Origin of the sequence: Lactobacillus sp. B3795 (genome assembly GCF_026535805.1) — a bacterium.
Taxonomy (GTDB): Bacteria; Bacillota; Bacilli; order Lactobacillales; family Lactobacillaceae; genus Apilactobacillus; species Apilactobacillus kunkeei_C.
Genome location: NZ_JAFNPE010000013.1, coordinates 38,124 through 63,834, shown reverse-complemented (window position 1 = coordinate 63,834; position 25,711 = coordinate 38,124). Strand labels below are relative to the sequence as shown.

Here is a 25,711-nt window from a genome sequence, read left to right as displayed (position 1 = left end):
ATTTTTGGGAGGAACCATTTTTGAAAATCACAATTTTATTAATTGTCGCTTACTTGTTAGGGGCAATTCCTAATGGAATCTGGATTGGTAAGGTCTTTTTCAATAAAGATATTACCAAGTTAGGTTCTGGAAATATGGGAACCACCAATACATTTAGAGAACTTGGTAAGACTGCCGGTGCTGTTGTTATGGTATTAGATATTTTAAAAGGTACCATTGCAACATTGCTACCAACATTCTTCCATATCGCTAACGTATCACCAATCGTATTTGGTTTATTCGCTGTATTGGGACATACATTATCAATCTTTGCTAAGTTTAAGGGTGGTAAAGCCGTTGCTACTAGTGCCGGAATGTTACTAGCAATCCATCCAATCTTATTCTTATGTGCTTTTATCTTTGAAATTTCATTCACTTACCTAACTAGTATGGTTAGTGTAGCAAGTATGATTTCATTTCCATTAATCACAATCTTGATTTTATTGGATCATGATTACGTACTTGGCGTTATTGGTATTATTCTAACAATCTTTATTTTCATTAAGCACAGAAGTAACATTCAACGTATTAAAGAAGGTAACGAAAACTTAGTTCCATTTGGTTTGGTATACAAACATCAAAACCATAAATAAACACAAAAAAGCACTGCTTAATTGCAGTGCTTTTTTATTGCTCTTATTGCTTAGTATTCATATCTAGTTGTTTCAAATGTTCAATCTTATCCTTTGAAAGGATTGGGAATGAAATTGTAAAGATTGATCCATATCCCGATGAACTTTCAACATTGATCTTACCGTTATAGGCCTCTACCAAACGCTTAGCGATTGATAGTCCTAAACCATTACCACCTTGGTTACGACTTCTAGCCTTATCAACACGATAGAATCTGTTAAAGATTTTATCAATGCTTTCTTGGCTTAATCCTTCACCAAAATCTTGAACCGCAATATCGACATAACGATACTTACGAGAAAGTGAAATATGAATTTCCTTTCTTTGTTTAGAATACTTAACAGCATTGTCTAACAAGATAATCAATATTTGTTCCAAGTGATTACGGTAAATTTGAATGATTGTTTCTTCCCCAATATCATCATCTAAGATGAACTTGTAATCAGGGTGAATCATTTGGAAATCATTGTATTGTTGATGAACAACATCTTGAACATCCGTTGTCTTGTTTCCATAGTTGATTTCAACTTGTTCAGCACGAGAAAGATCTAACATTTCTTGAACTAAACTCTTCATACGATTAATTTCGTAGATTGAAGATTTAATTGATTCATCTAGGACTTCAGGGTCATCCTTTCCCCAACGAGAAAGCATGTCTAAGTGTCCCTGAATTACAGCGACCGGAGTTCTTAATTCATGGGAAACATCTTCAACGAATTGTTGTTGTTGATCAATGTATCTTTGCATTGTATCAATCATATCATTGAATAAGTCCCCTAAGTCAGTCAACTCATCATTTTGAGTCAACTTAGGCACACGACTGTCCGTTTCAGGAGATTCTTTAACACTGTGAATGGTGTTAGAGATAATCTTGATTGGACGAAGCATGTATGATGATAGAAAGTACGACAATGCAGCAGAGAAGAAGATACCAATAATTAAAATTACAAATAAAATTCCGGCTAATTTGTTAATGTACAAATTGTAGTCAGACATTGAATCAACTACTCTTAGATAACCAATTAATTCATGCGTCTTGGCAGAATAGATTGGTGAATCTAAAACTAAGATTGTCTTACCTGAGTTCTTGGTAATAACCGTTTTACGGCTATCTACCGGTTTGAAATTGTAAATCTTTTTTGGCGACTTCTTCGATGAGAAGATTTGGTCTGAATTCTTATTGTATACACTAACCACGATATCCTTACTAAATAAGTTAGTATAAATAGAATCAGAATAAACGTCTGTCGACATTCCATTATTAGGGTTGCCGTCCCTAAAACCACTGTTTGGATTTAAAGCAGAACTAACTGTCTTTTCATCCAATGATCGATTAATCGTTCTTAATCGATTTGATATCGTTACATCCGATTCAATAGTACGTGAGTTCTCCTGGTGCAATAAGACATCAGAAAAACGGTTGTAAATCAAAAAAGAAAAAATTGATAGAATTACAAAAATTATAATTGCTGATCCAATTGACCATTTCCATTTAAGAGAAAACCATCTTCGATTGCTGCTTACTGTCTTTGAAACTTTATCATCATGGTTGGAAATCATGATCTCATCACGTAACCGGTTCCTCTAACAGTTTGGATGTAACTCTTTTGATCAGGTCTATCAATTTTGTTTCTTAGGTAACGGATGTAAACATCAACAACGTTTGTTTCAGCACTTGAATCGTATCCCCAAACCTTAGTTAAAAGAACGTCTCTAGCTAATACAACGTTTACGTTTTCCATTAAAGTAAGTAGTAATTCGTATTCACGCTTAGTTAAGTCGATAATATCGTCTCCACGTTTTACGATTCTACTTTCTTTTTCGACAGTAATGTCCTTAAAGTAAACAACCTTTTGATCTTCAGCGTTTTCGTCACCTTCGATATCAATACGACGAAGTAATGCTCTAACACGAGCTAATAATTCTTCGATAGCAAATGGCTTAACGATGTAGTCATCTGCACCATGATCGAATCCTGAAACTCTATCAATAACAGAATCTCTTGCTGTCATCATAATGATTGGAGTTGTCTTCTTTTCACGAAGTCTTCTAGCAACTTCCATACCATTAAGCTTTGGTAACATAAGATCTAAAAGAATAACATCATAGTCGTTGTTTAGTGCTTCTTCTAGTCCTTCGCGACCGTCTAAGGCTACTTGAGTTTCGTAACCTTCATGCTTCAACTCTAACTCTACAAATCTAGCTAAGCTTTTTTCATCTTCAATTATCAAAATACGGCTCATTAAATTACACCTCTCCATTTATTTTAGAAAATCTTAACTTACTTTGTACATTTTATCACGTTTTTTCTCATAATAGAAGAGCTTAATCCGAATATTATTATTAAAATCTTAAATTTTTTCACCAATTTACTATTTTAAATTAGAAAACGAACCATTCTCTCGATTTAAGTTTAATATAAATGGTTAAATAAATAAAATAATTATACTTACATAACAAAAAAAGCTACCAGGACCCATGGTGTTCTGGTAGCTTTTTTATTTAATTAGTTGTTTTCATTAACAACTTGTTTTCCATCATAGTATCCACAACTAGGACATACCATGTGAGGTTTACGTAATTCACCACAGTTTGGGCAAGCACTCAAACCTGGGTTAGCCAACTTAATGTGACCACGACGCATACCCTTCTTAGCTTTTGAAGTTCTTCTTGCTGGTACAGCCAATGCAAAAACCCCCTTTATATTAAAATATCCACTAGTGAAAAATTTTTAAGTCTTGCTTAATTATCACTATCGTCAAAGAAGTTCTTTAACTTAGCAAGACGTGGATCTACTTTTTTATCATTTGCCTCTTTTTCGGCTAAATCATCTTCGGAAATAACTTCCCAGTCATTTCCTTCTGGCATTTTACCAGTTTCGATTTCCTCAGGAGACAAAATGTGCATTGGAATTTGTAGGATGATGTTGTCGGCAACTGATTTATCAAAATCAATTTCGCCTTCGTCATCTACTAGGAAAGCAATTTCACCTTCATCTTCACGTTCTTTCAAACGCAAATTAGTTTCAACATAAACTTCGTTAATTGAGAAATCCAATGGTAACTCAACCGGAGTTAATGATCTTGATGAAGGAACCACAATCTTACCTGTTACACGAGCAGTCACAATTGCATCACCGTTTTCAGAGAAAACGTTAGCAGCAACGTGAATATCGTCATCAGCAGAAATAACATATTTGCTATATCTACTCATAATATCATCAGATAAGTTCATATCTTCTGATACTGAAAGTGGCTTGTTTTTGTATTCGGATAGTTCCTTTAAGAACCATTTCATGTCTATTCCTCCTAATGCAACAGCGTTAATTATACATATTAAGAAGTTAGTTTGTCAAGGTCATATCCTTGATACCCGGCCTAAAAATTAATAAATTAATGGAATTTTTCCTGCATCTTGAGGAATATGATTTATATTTTCATAAATCCTACCAGATACTACATCAAAATTTAATTCTGATTCAGATAGTTCCTTATTAATCTTAGTAATTACAGGTAGTTCTACTTGCTTCTTAATGTCATTCAAATACGCTCTACCGCTTTTATTAAAGCCTAATACTCTGACATACTCTTGACTCAAATCATCGCTTTTACGCCAATTTAAGAGCGTATAAACGAATAAACGTTGAAGTCTTGCGTATGTGTAGCGTTTAGATTTAACCAAGTGTAGAAACTCATCAAAAGAATGTGATTCATAGATATACTTCTTTAGTCTATATTCTAATCCCTCAGTCATTTGATAGATATGATTTAATTCATCAATGCTTGATGTTTCAATCTTATATTTTAATAATGGCCAGAAATCTTCCCAATCAACATGATTCTTTAAAGCTTCGATATCAATGCTATCGGGAAGATATTGGACCAATTTCTTACTATTATTTAAGATAGCAGCTCTTATTGCAGAAGCACTAGCAATTACCCCATCGTTATTTAAATCACAATCATGATGGTTAGCACCGTTTCTCTTAATCGGAACTAGCTTCATTTGGTGATTATTTTTTTGGTTAGCAATTGCATAGTTTAACGCCAATACATCATTTGGTGCACTGACGTCTTCTCCAGTCGCATTAGTTAATGCATCCCTGATTAACTCAGCATAGCTTTTGGTGTAATCTTGATGTATCTTAGTTTCCTTTAAATCAACATTAGCCAGCTCATTAAAGTTAATGTTTGGATGTTCACTACCAAATGATAGCCACTCACACTTAAGACTAGCTAAAATGTTCACTGCGTGCCTAGCAAATATATCAGCAGGCTGCACGGCACATTGCACTGGTAACTCAATTACCATATCAGCACCATTTTTCAATGCCATTTGTGCCCTAGACCATTTATCTAATATAGCAGGTTGGCCTCTTTGTACCCAATTTCCTGACATAATTACGATGACTGCGTCAGCATTGGTTGCTTGTCTTGCCTGCTCAATTTGGTACTTATGCCCATTATGAAACGGGTTATATTCAGCAATTATACCAACAGCTTTCATCGAATCATCCCTTCTTACATACAAAGAACCATCTAGTTGTAGTATCAGTGATTTCGTCTTTACCAAAGTTAGCACTAACCTTGATATCTTTGAATCCTGCATTCTTCAATAAATCAATGTAAATATCAACTTTATAAGTTCTTTCCAAATGAATTTCACTAAATTGATCATATGCATTGATTGACTCGTTGTACTTAAAAAATACTAAGTCATGTTCTACTGAGTGATCTTCATCACCTAAGTATGATTGCCACATGAAAGCATTGCTATCATCATGGTAATTATACATGTATCCCGGATATACGACATCTGTTTGATATGGCGTAATTACATCAAATAAGAATTGTCCATCATCATTTAGATGTTCATGTACCTTTTCAAAAGCAGTCTGTAGTACGTTTTGATCTGGCAAGTAACATAATGAATCATCAAAACAGGTAATCACATCAAAGTTAGGAATTCCTTCCATTTCAGTCATGTCACCTTGAATTAATGGCATATCTGGTTTAATATCTCTTAAATGTTCTTCTGCTAGTGTAAGCATGTCTTCAGATAAGTCCATACCACAAACATTATAGTTTTGAGCGGCAAGCAGCGCTAATAAGCGTCCGGTTCCACAAGCCATGTCCATAATTGAATCATTCTTTGATACATTTGCTTTTACAAAAGAAAGCCATTGATCATACATAGTTTCATCAAATAATTCATCATAGAATTTTGCGAATTCTTGATAAATCATTTGACTAGTCCTTAACCCATTCTGAAACGTCTACTGAATCAGCATCTGACCATAGTTTTTCTAGGTTGTAGTATTCTCTTTCATCTTCTTGGAATACGTGCACAATAACGTCACCTAAGTCCAATAAAATCCATTTAGCAGTGTCTTTACCTTCTACTTCTTTAACACTGATACCAGCTTCTTCAGCTTGGTCAGCAACTTCATCAGCAATAGACTTAACTTGTCTGTTTGATGCTGCATCCATGATTACGAAGTAGTCAGCCATTAAACTAACTTCGTGGACGTTTAAAGCAACGATGTTGTGAGCTCTCTTACTGTCCGCTGCTTTAACAATTACTTCTAATTTTTCTTTACTATTCATTTGAAATCTCCTCGTTATTTGATGTTTGATCCATTTACCCATTCGTTATAGGTATCAATGGTCTTTGGATAAACGGGTTTATTGGCACTAATTAAATATTGTAGAGTGTGCTTAGTTTGATATGCCACCCCGTCAGCTAGATTATTAAATGTAATCTCACGTGCTTCTTCTACACCTGGGAAGTCGCGTCCCATTTCGATATAGTCGGCCATGTATACAATTTGTTCTAGCTTTGACATGTACTTTGCACCGGTGGTGTGATGCTTAATGGAATTCAAGATATCGATATCAGTAACACCTAATTCGTTTTGAACCATTAAGTAACCAACTTCACCATGCCAAATTGCATTACCATATTGCAACAATAAGTCATCCAAACGATATTTCTTAATTAGTTGGATGAAATCGTCATCAGGTCTTTGCTTAGCATAATCGTGGCAAAGTCCTGCAACACTTGCTTTTTCAACATCTACATTATTTTTCTTTGCTAGTTCAATCGCCATTTGTTCAACACGTAAAACGTGTTCAAATCTTGATTGGGTTAAAGCATTGTTTAGTTTTTCGATTAGTTCTTCTCTGGATAAAGGGATGTACTTATTTGTATATGTTAATTCAACATTATTCATAAAGATGATGCTCCTTTATATATTTTAAAACTGCATCTGGAACCAAGTATCGAATTGATTGATGGTTAGATACCAGTTTACGAATTAAGGTTGAAGATATGTCCAGCTTGGCGACATCTACCCATATCACTGGATAGTTAGTCGACATTGGATAATTTTCCCTTCTAACACCTACAAAATGAGTTAGTTTAAATAAATCATCAACACGATACCATTTAGGTAGGTATTCAACCATGTCACCACCAATAATAAAGTAGTATTCATAGTCGGGATGTCTTCTCTTTAATTCTACCATAGTGTTGTAAGTGTAACTTTTACCACGATTGATGATTTCTAGCATTTCAATATCAAACTTATCATTATCGTTGATTGCTAGATTAACCATATTGACGCGGTCATCAGCATCAATTGCATCTTTATGATCAACGTGAGGTGGGATGAAATCAGGCATGAAGTATACCTTTTCTAGTCCTAATTGACTCCTTACTTGATCCGCAATAAATAGATGACCATTATGAATCGGATTAAAGGTTCCACCAATAATCCCGATTTTTTTGCGCTTGTTTAAAGATTTTAACTTAGGTAAAGTTTGCACCTTTTCACTATGCATTGATAAGAACTCCTCTAAATATTTCTAACTTCTACAGAGTAAATTTGGAACTTTTCCTTACTTGCAGGTAAGAATAATAGTAATGTCTTTCCAATTGTTTGAACAACATTGATGTCACTGTTTGCTTCAATGTATTCTTGAACATCACTAACTTCTAAATCAGAATTTTGTTGAATGTTAACCTTGATTAGTTCACGTCTGTGTAAAGCATCCAATACTTGTTCTAACCAAGTTTCGTTTAAACCATTCTTTCCAACAGAGAATAAAGGTTTCATTCTGTTAGCTTGTGATCTTAAATATCTTTTTTGTTTTCCGCGTAATTTCAATTTTGTACCTCGCTTTTTATATCATTGCTCTTCTAACTAATACGTCTACACCCTTAGGTGCCCATCCAGCTACAACTACACCAGCTGGAACAGTAATCCATCCAAGTCCTTCGAATACTAAATCGCTCTTTTGATCGGTCTTGAATTCGAAACGAACCAATTCTGGAAAATCATCAATTGATTCACTACTTGGTGGAGTTAATAATTCACCAAAATGCTTGTCGTAGAAGCTGTCAGCATTTGCTAACTTAGTACGGTGAATTAGTAAGTTGTTTTCAACATAAACAGTAAAACCATGCTTATTGTCACCTTGAACGTAATCAAAACGGGCAACACCACCAAAGAATAGTGTTTGTTCTGGGTTCAATTGATAAACTTTTGGCTTGATTGGCTTTTGTGGTTGAACAATCTTTAGATCCTTACCGTTTAGGTAATGTGCCATTTGTTCTTTATGAATGATACCTGGTGTATCTACTAATTCATGTCCATCTTCCAAATCAATTGAGATTCTATCTAATGTAGTTCCAGGGAATCTTGAAGTAGTGATTAGTTCCTTAATTCCAGTGTTTTGTCTAATGATTTGGTTAATCAATGTTGACTTACCAACGTTAGTGACACCTACAACATAGACGTCACGATCATTTCTGTACTTATCGATGTTCTTCAATAAATCATCAACTAATTCATTAGTTTTAGCAGAAACTAGTTCAACATCAATTGGACGAATTCCGGCTTCATTAGCACGTTGTCTAATCCAATCCTTTAGTTTAGAACGTTTTAGTGAGTTTGGTAGCAAGTCAGACTTGTTACCAACCAACATGATTGGGTTATCACCTACGAAACGGTGTAATCCAGGAATCAAGCTTCCGTTAAAGTCAAAGACATCAACCAAGTATACGATAAGCGCATTAGCATCTCTAATTTGGTTCAGTAGCTTCAAGAAATCATCATCAGTTAAGCTAACTGGTGAAATTTCATTATAGTGACGTAATCTAAAACAACGTTGGCAGTAGATTTCGCCACTTTCTTTTCCCTTTTCAAGAGCAGAGTTAGGAGTGTATCCTAGTTCATCAGGATTTGTGGTTTGAATTAACGCACCACAACCAATACATCTAATTTCTTCATCTTGTAATTGATTAATTTCTGTCATTTATATCCTCCTGCCAGTCTAAATCATCATATTTGTTTCTTAATTTTTTCCATATTAATTTTTCTAAGAAGCGATTAGGCTTAGTATTCCAAGCATCGGATTCAATTAATGGCTTAACTAACACACTTCTAACGTTTGCATTGTTTGAAGCCCAAACATCAGTTAATAATTGATCTCCACACATAATTACTTCTTTGTGGTGTAAATGGTAATCTCTCAAAGCCTTATTAATACCTCTAGGTAATGGCTTTAAGGAGCGTGAGATGAAGTTTAATTTCAAACTTCTTAACGCTCTTTGAACTCGGCTATGTTTATTATTTGAAATAACAATTAATTCAATATTGTTTTTCTTGAGCTCAGATATCCATTCTCTTAATTGAGGAGTTCCATCAGGATTATTCCAAGGAATCAAGGTATTATCTAGATCACTAAAAACTGCCTTAATCCCCATGTCTTTTAGTTTTGATGGTGAAATATTATATACGACTGGAATCATCCATGTTGGTTTAAACTTAGAAATCATTTTAATTCTCCTCAATAATATTATGTATTATATGAGCACCAAAATTAGCGGTGCCCATAATAAGAAAAAAACTCCCACCTACTTACCTTAAGTGGTGAAAGTTTTTATAGACTATTTAATAGCTTTCTTTGCAGTTTCTGCTAATGAAGCAAATGCTTTTTCATCGTTAACTGCTAAGTCAGCTAGCATCTTACGGTTCATTTCAATGTTTGAAAGTTTCAAACCGTGCATTAACTTGCTGTAGCTTAAGCCGTTCATACGAGCAGCAGCATTGATACGAGCAATCCATAATCTTCTGAAGTTTCCTTTGTTTGCTCGACGATCACGGAATGCATATTCACGTGACTTCATAACTTGATCTTTAGCAGTCTTGAATAGACTGTGCTTACCTTCACGGTAACCTTTAGCTTCTTTTAAAACACGCTTACGACGTGCATGAGTAACTGTTCCACCCTTAACTCTTGGCATATTTAAATCCTCCTAAATTATGTCTTACTTAAAAGTATTAATTAAAACATCTTTGTGTATTTGCTTGCTAATGTATCGTTTACCATGCTTGTACCACGTAGGTTACGACGTTGTTTCTTTGTCTTACCGTGGAAACGGTGACTTGTGAATGCGTTAGCACTCTTTAAACCACCCTTAGCAGTTTTCTTGAAACGCTTTGCAATTGCACGATTTGATTTAGTCTTTGGCATTGAAAAAATCCTCCCTTAATTTAACTTAAGTATTATAAAAATACTATCTAATTTTTATCGCTTGACTTAGGTGCGAGCATTAGGAACATACTTCTTCCATCCATTTTTGCTCGTTGAGTAACGCTAGCAACATCTGATGTAGAATCTGCCATTCTGTTTAAAACATCACGACCAATTTCCTTATGTGTGATGGCACGTCCCTTAAAGCGAATTGAAACTCGAACTTTTTCACCTTTTGCGATGAATGTCTTAGCTCTCTTCAACTTAGTATTAAAATCATTAGTATCAATAGTTGGACTTAATCTAATTTCCTTAACACTAACTACCTTTTGCTTCTTACGAGATAGACGAGCTTTCTTTTGTTGTTCGAAACGGTATTTTCCGTAATCAATAACTTTAGCAACCATTGGCTTAGCCTTTGGAGCAACAACTACTAGATCTAATCCAGCAGCTTCAGCAATTTGCATTGCTTCGTCCTTTGACTTAATACCTAATTGATCACCATCAGCACCAATTAAACGAACTTCGCGAGCTCGAATTCCATCATTAACCATCATATCGTTTGCTATGGTAATTCACCTCCAAGTATATTAAAAAGCAGAAAAAAGCGGATGCCCACAGTTGGCACCCGCTTTTGGTCCTTTGAACATTAAATCAAAGGTTAATCCGATATCATGCCTAGCCATCTCTTTCGATCACTCAGGCGAGAAGCGGGATGCTTCTGCTTTTTCGTTACTTATATAATACCACATGAGTGGTACATGTCAATAACATTTATTATTTTTCTCTTGAATAGTTACTAATATCTTCTTGAATTTCTTTGATGAAGTCATCAAGACTTAGACTTTCACTATCTTGTTCACCGTACTTACGTACCGAAACTTGGTTTGAGTTCATTTCACTTTCACCAACGACGATTGTGTATGGAATCTTGTTAGTTTGAGCATCACGAATTAAGTAACCCATCTTTTCGTTTCTGTCATCAACACTTGTACGGATACCTAATGCAGCTAATTTGCTGTTAACTTCCTTAGCGTAGTCACCGTATTTTTCCATACTTACTGGAATAACTTTAACTTGCTTTGGAGCTAACCAAGTTGGGAATGCACCCTTGTATACTTCGATTAGGTAAGCAATAAATCTTTCCATAGTTGAAACTAAACCACGGTGCATCATAACTGGACGGTGTTCTTCACCATCTTCACCAACATAGTGTAGATCAAATCTTTCAGGTAACATGAAGTCTAATTGAATAGTTGATAGAGTTTCTTCATTACCCATTGCAGTGTAAGTTTGAACATCAAGCTTAGGACCGTAGAATGCTGCTTCACCTTCGGCTTCAACGTAGTCTAGGCCAAGGTCATCCATGGCACCCTTAAGCATTGATTGTGACTTGCTCCACATTTCTTCATCATCGAAGTACTTTTCAGTGTTCTTAGGATCTCTGTAACTTAATCTGAAGTGATAGTTCTTAATATCGAAGTCTTTGTATACTTCAACCATTAAACCAAGAACCTTCTTAAATTCGTCTTGGATTTGGTCTAGTCTTAAGAATGTGTGACCATCATTTAGAGTCATTTCACGAACACGTTGTAGACCTGATAAAGCACCTGATTTTTCGTATCTGTGCATCATACCAAGTTCAGCAATTCTCATTGGTAGTTCACGGTATGAACGAATGTGGTGCTTGAAGATTTGGATGTGACTAGGGCAGTTCATAGGACGTAGTTCTAGTTCTTCACCATCACCCATGTCCATTGGTGGGAACATGTCTTCACGGTAGTGTTGCCAGTGACCAGATGTCTTGTAAGCATCTAGGTTCATTAGAACTGGTGTGATAACGTGTTGGTAACCGTTAGCTAATTCCTTATCAATGATGTATCTTTCAACAACACGACGGATAGTAGCACCATTTGGCATCCAGTAAGCTAAACCAGCACCAACCTTAGGGTCAACGAAGAATAAGTCTAACTTGTTTCCGATAACTCTGTGGTCTCTTTCTTTAGCTTCTTGTCTTCTCTTTAGATCTTCTTCTAAATCAGCTTTCTTGTAGAATGCTGTAGCGAAGATTCTTTGTAGCATTGGGTTTGATGATTTACCTTCCCAGTATGCACCGGCAACTGAAAGTAATTTGTATTCCTTAACAGCCTTAGCTTCTGGTAATACAACACCTTCACCTAAACCTAGGTAATCACCGATTTGGTAAAAGACAACTTGACCGTCTTCAGCTAATTCGTTAACTAACTTAGCTTGGTATGGATCTCCATCAACTTGCTTTAAAGCATCTTCTAGAGATAATACTTTTCTTTCAATTTTTACATTGTCTGAAACCATTTTATTAATACGTTCTTCTACTTGTGGTAGTTCATCGGCACTAACTTGTGAATCACGTTTATCAGTATCAACGAAGAAACCATCTTCGTCAGAAGTACTTTCACCAAATTGGATGTTGTTAAATTGGTCAGCAAGGGCAGCTTTTAACAATTGTGAAGCTGTTTGGCGTAGAACCTTTAGACCATCTTCTGTATCTTTTGTAACGATTTCAATCTTGCCACCTTTTTCAAGTGGTAAATCAATTTCAACCATTTTTCCGTCAATCTTACCAGCTACTGATTTCTTAGCTAAACTAATTGAGATTGATTTAGCGATATCTTCAGTAGTTACTCCCTGATCGAATTCTTTTACGCTACCGTCAGGAAATTCAAATGAAATCTTTGCCATAATAGAGCACTCCCTTGTGTAATTTTCGAATAGAAACAAAAAAGTCCCTAGCATCTAAATAAATAGACACTAGGGACGTTATAAACGTGGTTCCACCCGAATTCTACCTACCTGCACAAACAAATAGGCCTCATAATAGTCTATAACGAAACAACCCGATTCAGAATTTTCCTCTGATTTAAAATAAAAGTGGTAACTTCAAACCTGAACATGAAGATACTTCCAGCAAATGTATCCTCTCCCTGTAAGTCGAGATTTAAAATCATGTCTTTTATTAACTGTCTTTATTATCGACAGTCACGCTTAAATTGTCAAGCATTAATTATTGTGGGCGACGATTTTGACCAAACATCCCTACTTCTTTTGCCAAGTAGTGAACACGTTGCATGATTCGTTTAGCCTTTAGTGGTTCTACGTCACCCTTATTGTTAACAGCTAGGTGTTCTTCTTCAAATTGTTGCATTGAGAAGTTTGAAGTAAAGAATGTACTTAGCGAGTTTTGCATTCTGTATTCAAGAATAACACCCAAGATATCATCCCTTACCCATGAAGACATAGAATCAGCACCAATATCATCTAGGATTAGGACTGGTGTCTTCTTAATTGTATCTAATTTGTCAGCAACCAAGTTACTGGAAATCGCACTTTTCATTTCCACTGCAAAGCTTGGGAAGTGAACCAATGTTACTTCAAATCCATTCTTAGCTAACTCATTGGCCATTGCAGCCATTAGGAAAGTTTTTCCAACACCGAATTCACCGTATAGATACATCCCTTGGTGCCACTTCTTAGGTGCATTGGTATATTCCTCGATAAAATCAGTGACCATCCCCATCGCATTCATACGGTAATCATTTTCACTTAAATCAAATTGATCCAATGTGACGTTTTTAATGTTCTTAGGCATTGCAACCGCGTGGATTCGTTTAAGCACTTTGGCCTTCTTCATGTTGTCCTTGGTTTCTTGTGTAGGAACGTATGAAATATCAACCAATCCCTTATTAACAACTAATACTGGCGTATATCCAGGAATTGTTGTGGGTTGATTGTTCTTTAGTTTGTTATTTTCTTGCACGAATTCATATAGTTTTGACATTGAGCGTTTTACAACATCGTCTTCCAATTCGTCGTTGTGCTTGTTTAAAAATGACTTAACGTCTTCATTATTTAAAACAGCATTGACTGATTGTTGGTAACGTTCGTTGTATTTTGGTTTGCTTAAAGTCTTTGCAAATTCATCACTTAAGTTTTTCATTCTCTACCCTCTTTTCTACTGTTACGAAGCTTTTGAATTCTTGCTTCTAGTTCTTTTTTCTTATCTTCGTTAACCTTACCATATTCCTTTGGCTTTTCGTTATCTTTTGCCCAATCAGGAAGGGTTTCTTTAACCGTCATCTTACGATTGTTATTGAAACGTGGTTTTCTAGGTTTGTTTAATTCTTTTTGTCTGTTCTTGATGAAAGTAATTGCCTTACTTGCATCGGTAACATTGTTTTGTGACCAGTTATCAGCAATTGCTTCAAAGAGGTTCTTATTTAAACCGGACTTTTCTTGATCAATTAGTAGATGATAAACAATCATATTGATTACTTCTGGTTTTAGAATTTGTCTAGAAACCAAGTCAGAAATCATGTGTTCCTCATTGCTATGAACATAACCACCCTTAGCATTCTTCAAATAGTTTAAAAATTCGATTGGTGCATATTCACTGGCCGATTTAATCAATTGTCTTTCCTGGGCGTTTAAATCGTTGCTATCTGCCTCGGTAGATTTATCAGCATTGGTGGCTTCACGTGATATGTTATCCGCATTTGATTGAAATAGTCTAGATACCAAAATCTTAAAGTTGTTTGGATCAAAGACGTTATTGGTAACATTAGTTGCCTTTTCAATCAATTTAGCCATTTCAATCTCATCGATACCGTACAATTGATGTTCTGAATTAATCAAATTGATATTCTTCTTAACATCGGATGTATTAACGTAAGACTGGTTTAGCATGTCTAATAGTAAATTAAAGTCAAAGTCATCACTTTTTTCGATGACTGGACCGGCTTTAACGTGACTACTATTATCATTAATACTATTTTTAACTTGTTGAACAGCCTTTGGTGTGTTGGTAACTTCGCTATCACGAATATTAAACACTTGAAGGAAGTTTCTTGAAACGTCTTTATATTCGGACAAATCAAATCCAGGTCGGATAAATTCATTGTATAAGTCAACGTATCTATCTTCACCAATTACTTGTAAAAGTGAAACGCTTAGTAAATCATCAATAAAGAAATCATTAACGGATAGTGGACTAACCAGACGATAGACGTATTGTTTTTCGCCCTTATCACTAGTCTTGATGTATGTCTTCATCAAACCAGCCGCTTCTAATCTTAAGCGGGCCTCGTAAAATGATTTCATGTCGACACTCAAATAAGACAAGGTTTCAAAATGACTATGTGCTTGATGTGTCTTTCTTTCATGACTCATACGCCAAAAATTGTTAATCAAAGCATATGGCAAGACACCAATGATTGGCTGATATAAAACATCCAAAGAAGTTCTTTGTAAGTCAGATAAATCATCATCTGCCAACAATATAAACTTGGATAGAGGATCTACCTCTCGCCATTGATCTGTCATATTAATTCCCCGCTATTTCTTATTTTTTTGGTCCTTATCTAATACCTCTTTTAATTCATTATAAAAGACCGTCATATCTTTAAATTGACGATAAACACTAGCAAATCTAATATAAGCAATTTCATCGACATTCACTAGTTCTTTCATCACATATTCACCAATTAGTTGGCTTGATACTTCGTTTTCACCTAAAGAACGGATACGGTTTTCAACCTTATCTGCGATAGATGTCATTGCGTCCATTGGCACTGGACGTTTTTCAGCAGAACGAATAATTCCGCGAAGAATCTTTTCGTGATCAAATTCTTCACGATTGCCGTTGTTCTTAATAACTAATAATGGTGTTTGTTCAATTCTTTCAAATGTTGTATATCTGTAATTACAATTTTCACATTCACGTCGACGTCTGATTACCTGGCCATTTTCGGCAGGACGACTGTCAACTACTCTCGAAGAGTTTTTATGGCAATGAGGACATTGCATATGTTTCACCTCAATTAATCTATGTTATTAAACAATTTTACCACTTGATTGCGTGTTTGCATAATGCTTCCATTACTATCAATCACATAAGTGGACAATTCAGCCTTAATTTTTAAAGGCCATTGACTCTTAATTCTTGCGTCTGCATCTTCCTTAGATAGAGAATCACGTTCCATCAAGCGCTTCTCCTGTTCAGCGAAATCACAAACAACGCTGATAACGTCGTCACACATAAAGTGATAACCATTTTCAAACAATGTCGGTGCATCTAGGATTACTACTTCATTTGTAGTTTCATTAATTCTTCTAATCACTTCGCTGCGAATGAATGGATCAATGATTCTGGTTAATTCAATTAGTTTAGATTTGTTATTAAACACGATTGAACCTAATTTTTGTCGATTTAACTCACCATCTTCTTTGATAATATCTTTACCAAAAAAGGCAGCAATAGCCTCTAGACCTTTGCTGCCTTTTGATTGAACCTGGTGAGTAATTTTATCAGCGTCGATGATTTCGTATCCAACACTTGCTAGATACTCAGCCACTGTTGATTTTCCAGTGGCAATTCCACCGGTCAAACCAATTACTCTTGTCATATTATTCAACCACTTTTCTTTGACAGTTAGGACAGAATGTTGTGCCTCGTTGAGCCACCTTAATCTTTTCTAATAAGGTATCGCAACGTTCGCAAGGTTCACCTTTTCTACCATACACATGTAGATGGTTTTGGAATGATCCAGCTTCTCCATATGCATTTGAATAAGAGTGAACAGTAGTTCCATGTCCCTTAATTGCCATTTTTATTTCTGCAATAATGTTCTTTCTTAATTCTTCAATTTCTTCATCAGTAATTAAGTTTGTTTGAGTTTCAGGATGAATCTTGGTCAACCATAAAACTTCGTCACAGTAAATATTACCTAATCCAGCAATATTACTTTGGTTTAGTAAAAATGGCTTAATCTTTCCTCTAGCCTTGTTCATGATTGATTTCATGTAATCAAATGTTAGAGTTTCATCTGTTGGTTCAGGACCAATTGTTCCTAAACCAGAAAGCGTCTTTTCGTCACCATTTTTAACTAAGTACATTCGACCAAACTTACGACTATCTTTGTATCTTAGTTCACGGTCGTCATCCAAATGAAAAATAATATGAGTATGTTTAGTTGGTTCAGTTCCATCTGGTTCAACGTCATACTTACCTTCCATTCTTAGATGTGAGACCAAAGTCATTTCGTTATCAAATCTAAATAATAGGTATTTACCACGGCGATCAATACGATTAATAGTGTGGTCTTCTAGAGTATCCTTGAATTCCTTTGCACTAACATTAATCATTTTTGGATATAATACATCAATTGTCTTAACCTTAGCACTTTCCACTAAGTTAGTAAGACCTCTTCTAACAGTTTCTACTTCAGGTAATTCAGGCATATCATTAAACCTCACTTAATTTATTTCAAACTGTACCAGTTTTTACCGTAATGGCTTTTAACATTTAGCGGAACGTTAAGTTCAACAGCTGAGTCCATTACCTTTGGTACTAATTCGCTTAGTACTTCAATTTCTTCATCAGGTGCTTCAAAAATCAATTCATCATGCACTTGTAATAACATCTTGGCTTTCATGCCACGTTTGTTTAATTCGTTTTCCATCTTAATCATTGCAATCTTGATGATATCAGCAGCACTACCTTGGATTGGTGAGTTCATTGCTGTTCTTTCTGCAAAAGATCTTAGGTTAAAGTTCTTTGAATTGATGTCAGGTAGATAGCGTCGACGGTGAAGGATGGTTTCAACATAACCATTTTTCTTTGCGCTTTCAACACTTTCATCCATGTATTTCTTAACACCAGGATATTCAGCAAAGTACTTTTCGATGAACTCCTTAGCATCTTTACGACTGATTCCAGTATTCTTTGCTAAACCAAAATCGGAAATACCATAAACAATTCCGAAGTTAACGGCCTTAGCTTGACGACGAAGTTCAGGAGTAACTTCACTGTTATCCTTCAATCCAAAGATTCTTCTGGCGGTTGATGCATGAATATCATCGTTATGAATGAATTCATCTTGCATGTTCTTGTCACCAGAGATAGAAGCAAGAACTCTCAATTCAATTTGAGAATAATCGGATGAGAAGATTTGGTAGTTATCATGACTAGGCACGAATGCTTGTCTGATTTTACGTCCTTCTTCAGTTCTTACCGGGATGTTTTGTAGATTAGGATCTACAGAAGATAATCTTCCAGTTTGGGTAAGAGTTTGTAGGTATCTAGTATGAACCTTACCATCCCCATGAATATCAGATAATAATCCTTCAACATAGGTTGATAGAATCTTGGATAGTTGACGATATTCAAGGATTGCTTCAACGATTGGATAGTCAGGAGCAAGTTGTTCCAAGACACCTACTGCAGTTGAGTAACCGGTCTTAGTCTTCTTAATGACTGGTAACTGTAATTTTTCAAATAAAATTACACCTAGTTGTTTAGGGGATGCAATATTGAATTCTTCACCGGCATCGTTGTAGATAGTTTGTTTGATTTCTTCCAAACGTTCTGAAAGTTTGCTTTGCATTTCGTTTAGAACATCTTTATCAACTACCACACCAGCAATTTCCATTCTGGCTAATACGAATGTTAATGGTAATTCCACATCGGTATATAGGTCCCATTGGTTATTTTCCTTTAAGCCATCAAATAACTTATCTTTTAAAGCGTCAATGGCATTTAACTTTCTAGCAAAATGGTTGAATAACTTGTCGTCTTCAGGAATTTCACGCTTAGCACCTTTACCATATACATCATCATCTGATTGAACATCGAAATAGTCATGACGATTAGCGACCTTACCTAAATCATTGCTATTGTCGTTTGTGTCCAATAGGTATGAAGATAGCAATAAATCAAAATCAACGTTGTTTAATGTAATGCCTAAACGATTTAAACCAACATAGGTTCTCTTAGCATCAAACACATCTTTTTTTACATCATTACTTTCAATGATTTGTTTAATCTGATCACTCTTTAGATATTCAGCATCGTTTGATACATATATCTTATCGTTAATTTTTAGAGCAAATCCGATGAATGGCGCATCATGATAGTTGTCACCATCCATACCAAGGTAAAATGTCACCTTGTCGCTGTCTTGTTTAGCAATTTCAGATAAAGTATCGTCGGTAACTTCAACGTATTCAATATCCTTCATATTGGCATTTTGAGTGGTGTTCATTTCGCTAAGAAATTTTCTAAAGTTCATTTGACGATAAAACGCGATTAAATCATCTAGGTGATCTCCTTGATATAAGGTATCATCAATTGAAATTTCGATTGGAGCTTCACGATTAATTCTAGCTAACTTCTTGGCTAGGAAAGCTTCATCCTTATCTTCAATTAGGTGTTCCTTTAGTTTCTTACCTGAAACTTCATCAAGATGGTCGTATAGGTTTTCAACGCTACCAAATTGCTTTACTAGTTTTAGGGATGTCTTGTCACCGACACCGGTAACACCAGAATAGTTATCAGATGAGTCACCCTTCAAGGCTTTCCAATCAATAATTTGTTCAGGAGTAATTCCCATTGTTTCTTTAACATAGTCAGTATCGTATCTTACAACACCAGAAACACCACGGTTAGAAATTGATACAGTTGTCTTATCTGAACATAGTTGAGTTAAATCATTATCTCCAGTAACAATGGTGGTATCGAATCCTAGACCATCAGCTTGTTTTGAAAGTGTACCGATAATGTCATCTGCTTCATAATTTTTTAGTTGGTAATATTTAATACCACGATTTTTTAATAGCTCTTTTACGTAGTCGAATTGCTCAACTAATTCTTCAGGAGTCTTGTCTCTACCAGCCTTGTAATCAGAGTACATTTCTGTTCTAAATGTAGTTTTTCCGGCATCAAAGGCTACCAGAACGTGAGTAGGTTTCACTTTATCTAACATGATATTTAGCATGTTATTGAAACCGTAAATTGCGTTAGTATGTACCCCTTCGTTATTAGTAAAACGATCTACTAATTTAATTAAAGCAAAGAAGGCTTTATAAGTAATACTATTTCCATCGATTAATAATAATCTCTTATCAGACATATAATTCTCCTTACCGTTTTCTTCGATAATTTAATTTTAACATGCACGCATAGTATATTATATAAAAAATAAAAAAGATGGTGTTGTATAAACACCATCTTTTTTTATTATCTGTTGTCATCACCAAGACCAAAAATTCTTAGTAAGTTTAGGAATAAGTTAATAAAGTCCATGTATAAAATCATCGCACCATTAATGGCTAAACCATTTTCTGATACTTCAGAACCATATTCGTTAAATGCTTCCTTAATCTTTTGACTGTCATAAGCAGTAAATGCGGTAAAGATAATCACAGCAATAAATGAAATGAATAGGTCAAATAATGGATTGTGTAAGAACAAATTAATGATACTTACAAAAAACAATGCGAAAAACGCAGCCATTGCTTGAGTTCCAATCTTATCTAAGCTCTTCTTAGTAGTAAGACCAATGATTGCCATAATGGCGAAATCAATGGTAGTAGTGAAGAATGCTTCGGCAATTGCAGTTGGACTGTAAAACATAAATACGTATGAGAATAATCCACCTGTTAATGCTGAAAAGACCACTAACATAATAAATCCAGCGAATGCATTACGCATAGCAACTGATTGAGTAGCAAAAGCTAACACAAACCATAGAATGAAACCTACGATAGTTGCTCCAGAGCTAAAACTAGCGTGGTACATTCCACCCATTAGATATGCAACAATTCCAGAAATTAATACTGAAAGAGTCATCCATCCGTATGTTTTAGTTAAAAATCTGTTCATACCGAAAGCATCGTTTACTAAACGGCGTCCAGCTTGATCATAGTTATTCATAAAATCCATAAACCTCCTTGTTTACGATGTGTTAGAAGTATTCTACCAGAATCGTAAGAAACTACAAGTGTTTAATTCATGTTATTTGTTACATCATTCAACAAGTTTTCGTAGATTCTTTCGTACTTTTGAATATCTCCAGCACCCATGAATACGACAACAGCGTCATGATATTCAAGTAACGGTGACATGTTTTCGGCTTCAATTAATCCACCATTCTTAGTAATCTTGTTTGCTAAGTCAGCACTTGAAATCTTACCAGATTTTTCACGTGGTGAGCTGTAAATCTTGGTGATGTATACGTCATCAGCCTTATTTAGACTCTTAGCGAAATCATCTAGGTAAGCGATTGTACGACTGAATGTGTGTGGTTGGAATACCGCAATAATCTTCTTGTTTGGGTATTCTTGTCTTGCAGCATCAATGGTTGCGTCAATTTCTGATGGATGATGAGCATAGTCATCAATAATAGTCATGTCAGCAACTTTTCTTTGTGCAAAACGTCTCTTAACACCCTTGAAAGTTTCTAGTTCACGTTGAACTTCGTCTAGGTTGTCGTGTTCGAAGTATGAAACAGCGATAACTGCTAATGCGTTCAACACGTTGTGTTCACCATATAAGTGAATTTGGAAATGACCTAATTTCTTACCCTTGTATTCAACATCAAATTCTGAACCAGAAGTGCTCTTAACAACGTTAACAGCTCTAAAGTCATCGTCTTCTCTAGTTCCGTAGTAATAGATTGGAACATCAGCTTTAATGTCTCTTAGGTTTTCATCGTCACCCCAAGCAAAGATACCTTTCTTTGTTTGGTTAGCAAATGTTTGGAATGCACTCTTAACATCTTCGATTCCTGTGTAGTAATCAGGGTGATCGAAGTCAATGTTAGTCATGATTGCATAGTCTGGACTAGTTGCCAAGAAATGACGACGGTATTCGTCAGCTTCGTATGCAAAGAATCTAGCATTCGGAACACCTTTACCAGTACCATCACCGATAAGGTAATCAGTAGGTGCAATTCCTGACAATACGTGGGCTAATAAACCAGTAGTACTTGTCTTACCATGGGCACCACAAACACCAATACTAGTGTGTCCTTTAATCATTTCACCTAGGAATTCGTGGTATCTAAATACTGGTAATCCCATTTCTCTTGCTTTTTTGATTTCTGGTTGATCATCTGTAAATGAGTTACCTGCAATTACAGTTAAACCTTCTTTAATGTTATCTACGTTAAAAGGAAGTACTTTAATTCCTGCTTGTTCTAGACCCACTTGAGTAAATGTGTATTTATCAATGTCTGAACCTTGTACTTCGTATCCTCTATCTTTAAGGATTCTTGCCATTGCCGACATTCCTGTACCTTTAACACCGACAAAGTGATATATTTTCTTTGCATCCATAATTAAATGCTCCTTTTATCTCTCATTAATCTTATAATATCAGATTTGAGCTGATATGGCGCCCCTTTTTTAAATATTTAACTTTTTGTAATCACTTTCGGTTAAATATACATCTCTCGGTTTAGAGCCATGTTGACCTGATACATAATTATGCTTCTCTAATTCATCAATCAAACTGGCCGCTCGATTGTATCCAATTGAGAAGACTCTTTGTAGTTTTGATGTAGATACTGTTTCTTCATTGGAAATGTATTCCAAAACATCTGGCATTAATTCGTCTTGCTGTTCAACTTGGTTTACGCTCTTCAACAATGAATCAGGTTGAAAGGCATACTTAGGTTCACCTTGTTTTCTAACTTCATCGGTTACTCTTTCGATTTCATCGTTAGTGACAAATGTACCTTGTAAACGAGCAGATTGACTTGCCCCATTTCCTAAGTACAACATATCACCTTTTCCAAGTAACCTTTCGGCACCAGCGGTATCGATAATGGTTCTCGAATCAACTTGACTGGATACCATGAAGGCAACACGAGTTGGAATATTATTCTTGATTGTACCGGTAATAATATCAACACTAGGTCTTTGAGTAGCAACAATCAAATGAATACCTGCCGCTCTGGCCTTTTGGGTAATTCTAACGATGTAGTCTTGAACTTCGTTAGAAGCGACCATCATCAAGTCGGCCAACTCATCGATTACAATCAAGATGTATGGCATCTTCTTGGTGTATTCACCAGCTTGTTCAGCCATTTGATTGAATTGTTCGATGTTTCTTGCCCCTGCTGCAGCAAGTTTTTCATATCTTTCGTCCATTTCCTTAACAGACCATTTCAAAGCAGCAGATGCTTGTTTTGGATCTGAAATAACTGGTGAAAGTAAGTGTGGCAATTTATCGTAAGGAGCCATTTCAACGGCCTTTGGATCAATTAAAATCATCTTTAATTGTGCAGGAGTTGCCTTGTATAGTAGTGAAATTAACAAACTATTTAAGAACACACTCTTCCCTGAACCAGTTGCCCCGGCAATCAAACCATGAGGCATCTTGCTCAAGTCTGTCATTTGAGGTTTACCTGTTAGGTCGACCCCTAAAGCAACAGTAAGTGGTTTATCAGTCTTTTCAAACTGTGGCGTGTCCAATACTTCGGATAATCTAACCGGTCTTGGTTTTGGATTTGGAATTTCAATACCTACAGTTGTCTTTCCAGGAATTGGTGCTTCAATTCTGATGTCTTTGGCAGCCAATGCTAGTTTCAAGTCATCTGTCAGGTTAGTAATCTTACTTACCTTCACCCCTAGTTGAAGTTTAATTTGGAATTGTGTAACTGTTGGTCCATTGGTCCAATCAACAACGTTTGCATCCACATTAAAAGCACGGAGTGTTTCATCCAAGATTTCAGCTTGATTTTCAATCCAATCATCCATTGAATCATCTTCAAATTCATCTGATGGTTCCAACAAATTCATAGATGGGAATTGATAGCCCTTATCGTCGTAGTCAGCAGACACACTTTCATCATGGTGATATTCTTCCTCAGGTATATCATCTTCTTCAGAAACGTCTGATTCCGATACTGGACGATCGTTAAAGATAGACAAGTCTTTTTGCACGTTTTGTTCTTGATTCAAGATTGATGCTAAAGAGTGTCCTAATCCATGATTTTCAATATTTCTCTTTTCTTCATGTGGTTCTTCGATATGTTCATTATCGTCATTACCACTTGTTTTCGTTGCTGTTGCATCAATTTCGTCACTCTCTGCTTCATTGTATGAAACATCATAATCAGATGAAACATATTGAGTAGTATCTTCTTCAACTGATGAATTATTTACTTCAGCATGTGAAGAGATAATGACATCACTATCTGAATTAGCGTAACTATCACCATCAGATTCATCATCGTAATAGTCATGAGTTTGCGTGTCATCTTCATTATCATTTTCTGATTCTGAATCCAGTTGATTATCAGCATCGTGGTTTACCATCCCCATAAACTTATCAAATGAAGATTGATTAGATGAACTGCTTTGTTCGGCACTTTGTGGGACTTCATTACTTGAAGTCTCAGTATCATCATCAACAGTATCACTTACCGAAACAGATTCACTATCAGCCACAACTGCTTCTTGAGCTTTCGCTTCGCTTTCAGCAGCCTTACTTCTATCGATATAAGGTGTTGAGTATGGTTCTGCTTCTATGTCATTAAATTGTTCGATTGATTGTTTATCAACTGCATCAGCTTGACTAGTTGCAATTGATTCGTCTTCAGAAGTGCTAATTTCTTCTCGATCCAAATCAATAGCTCCAGTATCATCACTTGTCATACCAATTAATTCTTCATTGTGACGATCAAGTTGATTCATAATTTTTCTGAATTTGCTAGAAGTTTCGTTTTGGTAGAATTGAACTTTTGAGCCACTAGTTGAATTATGACTAGGTTTAAAAGCTGCTGCTCTTTTAGCAATTGGATTATCTCTGTTAAGTAGAAGATAATCTTCAGAATCATCATTTTGTCTTACAGTTGCATCTCTATTAGTTCGGGATTCACTTTTATTAGACTTATTATTATGTTTTAATTCATTGTTTTCACCTAAAACGTTATATTTACGGTAAAAAGCAGGTCCGTCATAGTGTTCCATTCAAGCGTCATCCTTAATCTAAAAATTTATGTATAGCGGGGATTTTAAATCCCCTTTTTCTTACTTATTTTGAAAATAATGTGTCAGCTTTATCAAAATCAAAAGCTTCTCCAACTTCTTGGTAATCGTTAGGTAGAATCAAAGCACCTGGTCTTTGTGGTGCATTTGGAATTAATAGTTCACGACCTGAACAAATCATTCCGTTACTTTCTTCACCCTTCAATTCACCAGGCCAAATGATTAGACCATCAGGCATCATTGCACCAACTTTGGCAACAACAACCTTGATGTCTTCTTGCATGTTTGGAGAACCACTAACGATTTGTAGTGTCTTACCATCATTAATTTCAGTTTCAGTAATCTTTAGGTGGTCAGACTTAGGATGTTCTTTAACAGATTTTACATATCCCACAACAAACTTTGGATCAGTATCCAATTCAATAGTGTCCTCAATTCCATTATCAGATAATGAATTGTTTAGGGCGTCTAAATCTTCTTGAGTTAAGGTAACTTCACCGTTTACTTCTTTTAGACGTGGTAATACTTCTGAAGCGTTAGTAAAGTTAAAACCAGTAACGTGGTCGTTTGATGCATCAGAAATTCTGACAACATTACCAATTTGTTCTACCTTTTGTTCTTTAGCATCTTCATCCAAGATGACAACTAAAATGTCACCAGTTTGTTTTGGGTTATAACTTGCAATTAACATT

Annotated in this window: 27 protein-coding genes and 1 other annotated feature; of the genes, 1 reads left to right on the top strand and 26 read right to left on the bottom strand. The window is 35.6% G+C overall.

Annotated elements, in window-relative coordinates; translation table 11 throughout:
• The first annotated feature begins 20 nt into the window (after positions 1-20).
• Positions 21-632 (top strand): glycerol-3-phosphate 1-O-acyltransferase PlsY, encoded by a 612-nt coding sequence (gene plsY, locus J3U50_RS05265; protein WP_301945728.1) that lies wholly within the window; start codon positions 21-23, stop codon positions 630-632.
• Between the two features lie 43 nt (positions 633-675).
• Here plsY and J3U50_RS05260 read toward each other — a convergent pair whose 3' ends face one another.
• From J3U50_RS05260 to ytpR, 26 genes are all read right to left on the bottom strand, one after another.
• A complete protein-coding gene (locus J3U50_RS05260) occupies positions 676-2,232 on the bottom strand; it encodes a HAMP domain-containing histidine kinase (RefSeq protein WP_051592164.1) in 1,557 nt (518 codons plus the stop codon).
• Positions 2,229-2,915 (bottom strand): response regulator transcription factor, encoded by a 687-nt coding sequence (locus J3U50_RS05255; protein ID WP_034531176.1) that lies wholly within the window; start codon positions 2,913-2,915, stop codon positions 2,229-2,231. The genes J3U50_RS05260 and J3U50_RS05255 overlap by 4 nt, the downstream gene beginning before the upstream one ends.
• A gap of 263 nt (positions 2,916-3,178) precedes the next feature.
• Entirely contained in the window at positions 3,179-3,358 is a 180-nt protein-coding gene (gene rpmF, locus J3U50_RS05250) for a 50S ribosomal protein L32 (protein WP_034531177.1), read from the bottom strand.
• A 56-nt stretch (positions 3,359-3,414) separates the two neighbouring features.
• Entirely contained in the window at positions 3,415-3,969 is a 555-nt protein-coding gene (locus J3U50_RS05245) for a DUF177 domain-containing protein (RefSeq protein ID WP_034533630.1), read from the bottom strand.
• Positions 3,970-4,056: 87 nt separating this feature from the next.
• Positions 4,057-5,244 carry a nucleotidyltransferase gene (locus tag J3U50_RS05240; RefSeq protein WP_301945727.1) on the bottom strand — a complete coding sequence of 396 codons (1,188 nt, stop codon included), beginning with the start codon at positions 5,242-5,244 and terminating at the stop codon, positions 4,057-4,059.
• The gene (locus tag J3U50_RS05235; protein WP_054483313.1) at positions 5,183-5,917 is read right to left on the bottom strand and encodes a class I SAM-dependent methyltransferase; all 735 of its coding nucleotides are present in this window, start codon (positions 5,915-5,917) and stop codon (positions 5,183-5,185) included. The genes J3U50_RS05240 and J3U50_RS05235 overlap by 62 nt, the downstream gene beginning before the upstream one ends.
• 4 nt (positions 5,918-5,921) lie before the next feature.
• Positions 5,922-6,278 (bottom strand): ribosome silencing factor, encoded by a 357-nt coding sequence (rsfS, locus tag J3U50_RS05230; protein ID WP_034531185.1) that lies wholly within the window; start codon positions 6,276-6,278, stop codon positions 5,922-5,924.
• A gap of 14 nt (positions 6,279-6,292) precedes the next feature.
• Positions 6,293-6,904, bottom strand: coding sequence for a bis(5'-nucleosyl)-tetraphosphatase (symmetrical) YqeK (yqeK, locus tag J3U50_RS05225; protein ID WP_054608114.1), 612 nt, complete (start codon positions 6,902-6,904; stop codon positions 6,293-6,295).
• Positions 6,897-7,514, bottom strand: a complete 618-nt coding sequence (locus tag J3U50_RS05220) for a nicotinate-nucleotide adenylyltransferase (RefSeq protein WP_034531188.1) — start codon at positions 7,512-7,514, stop codon at positions 6,897-6,899. Before J3U50_RS05220 ends, yqeK begins: the two co-directional genes overlap by 8 nt.
• Before the next feature lie 14 nt (positions 7,515-7,528).
• Positions 7,529-7,840 carry a ribosome assembly RNA-binding protein YhbY gene (yhbY, locus tag J3U50_RS05215; protein ID WP_034533636.1) on the bottom strand — a complete coding sequence of 104 codons (312 nt, stop codon included), beginning with the start codon at positions 7,838-7,840 and terminating at the stop codon, positions 7,529-7,531.
• A gap of 16 nt (positions 7,841-7,856) precedes the next feature.
• Positions 7,857-8,990: a ribosome biogenesis GTPase YqeH gene (gene yqeH / locus J3U50_RS05210; RefSeq protein WP_301945726.1), complete on the bottom strand. Its 1,134-nt coding sequence runs from the start codon at positions 8,988-8,990 to the stop codon at positions 7,857-7,859.
• A complete protein-coding gene (locus J3U50_RS05205) occupies positions 8,977-9,513 on the bottom strand; it encodes a YqeG family HAD IIIA-type phosphatase (protein ID WP_034531194.1) in 537 nt (178 codons plus the stop codon). Before J3U50_RS05205 ends, yqeH begins: the two co-directional genes overlap by 14 nt.
• Before the next feature lie 111 nt (positions 9,514-9,624).
• Complete coding sequence (gene rplT / locus J3U50_RS05200) at positions 9,625-9,981, bottom strand: 50S ribosomal protein L20 (protein ID WP_034531196.1); 357 nt, start codon at positions 9,979-9,981, stop codon at positions 9,625-9,627.
• 41 nt (positions 9,982-10,022) lie between these two features.
• Positions 10,023-10,211, bottom strand: a complete 189-nt coding sequence (rpmI, locus tag J3U50_RS05195) for a 50S ribosomal protein L35 (RefSeq protein ID WP_034531197.1) — start codon at positions 10,209-10,211, stop codon at positions 10,023-10,025.
• Between the two features lie 47 nt (positions 10,212-10,258).
• On the bottom strand, positions 10,259-10,768 hold the full coding sequence (infC, locus tag J3U50_RS05190) for a translation initiation factor IF-3 (RefSeq protein ID WP_034533640.1): 510 nt from the start codon (positions 10,766-10,768) through the stop codon (positions 10,259-10,261).
• 36 nt (positions 10,769-10,804) lie between these two features.
• Positions 10,805-10,944 (bottom strand) — a sequence feature (ribosomal protein L20 leader region).
• Positions 10,945-10,988: 44 nt separating this feature from the next.
• The gene (gene thrS / locus J3U50_RS05185; protein WP_034533642.1) at positions 10,989-12,932 is read right to left on the bottom strand and encodes a threonine--tRNA ligase; all 1,944 of its coding nucleotides are present in this window, start codon (positions 12,930-12,932) and stop codon (positions 10,989-10,991) included.
• A gap of 322 nt (positions 12,933-13,254) precedes the next feature.
• A complete protein-coding gene (gene dnaI, locus J3U50_RS05180; protein WP_301945725.1) occupies positions 13,255-14,187 on the bottom strand; it encodes a primosomal protein DnaI in 933 nt (310 codons plus the stop codon).
• Positions 14,184-15,569, bottom strand: coding sequence for a replication initiation and membrane attachment family protein (locus J3U50_RS05175; protein ID WP_301945724.1), 1,386 nt, complete (start codon positions 15,567-15,569; stop codon positions 14,184-14,186). Before J3U50_RS05175 ends, dnaI begins: the two co-directional genes overlap by 4 nt.
• A 12-nt stretch (positions 15,570-15,581) precedes the next feature.
• On the bottom strand, positions 15,582-16,052 hold the full coding sequence (nrdR, locus tag J3U50_RS05170; protein ID WP_034531205.1) for a transcriptional regulator NrdR: 471 nt from the start codon (positions 16,050-16,052) through the stop codon (positions 15,582-15,584).
• 14 nt (positions 16,053-16,066) lie between these two features.
• Positions 16,067-16,651 carry a dephospho-CoA kinase gene (coaE, locus tag J3U50_RS05165; protein ID WP_054608111.1) on the bottom strand — a complete coding sequence of 195 codons (585 nt, stop codon included), beginning with the start codon at positions 16,649-16,651 and terminating at the stop codon, positions 16,067-16,069.
• 1 nt (position 16,652) lies between these two features.
• Entirely contained in the window at positions 16,653-17,486 is an 834-nt protein-coding gene (gene mutM, locus J3U50_RS05160; protein WP_301945723.1) for a bifunctional DNA-formamidopyrimidine glycosylase/DNA-(apurinic or apyrimidinic site) lyase, read from the bottom strand.
• Between the two features lie 20 nt (positions 17,487-17,506).
• Entirely contained in the window at positions 17,507-20,155 is a 2,649-nt protein-coding gene (polA, locus tag J3U50_RS05155; protein WP_301945722.1) for a DNA polymerase I, read from the bottom strand.
• A 107-nt stretch (positions 20,156-20,262) separates the two neighbouring features.
• A complete protein-coding gene (locus J3U50_RS05150; protein ID WP_301945721.1) occupies positions 20,263-20,958 on the bottom strand; it encodes a Bax inhibitor-1/YccA family protein in 696 nt (231 codons plus the stop codon).
• A gap of 71 nt (positions 20,959-21,029) precedes the next feature.
• Positions 21,030-22,361, bottom strand: a complete 1,332-nt coding sequence (murC, locus tag J3U50_RS05145; RefSeq protein WP_034531212.1) for a UDP-N-acetylmuramate--L-alanine ligase — start codon at positions 22,359-22,361, stop codon at positions 21,030-21,032.
• A gap of 69 nt (positions 22,362-22,430) precedes the next feature.
• Positions 22,431-25,001, bottom strand: coding sequence for a DNA translocase FtsK (locus J3U50_RS05140; protein WP_301945719.1), 2,571 nt, complete (start codon positions 24,999-25,001; stop codon positions 22,431-22,433).
• 64 nt (positions 25,002-25,065) lie between these two features.
• Complete coding sequence (gene ytpR / locus J3U50_RS05135) at positions 25,066-25,710, bottom strand: YtpR family tRNA-binding protein (protein ID WP_054608107.1); 645 nt, start codon at positions 25,708-25,710, stop codon at positions 25,066-25,068.
• Position 25,711 lies beyond the last annotated feature (1 nt).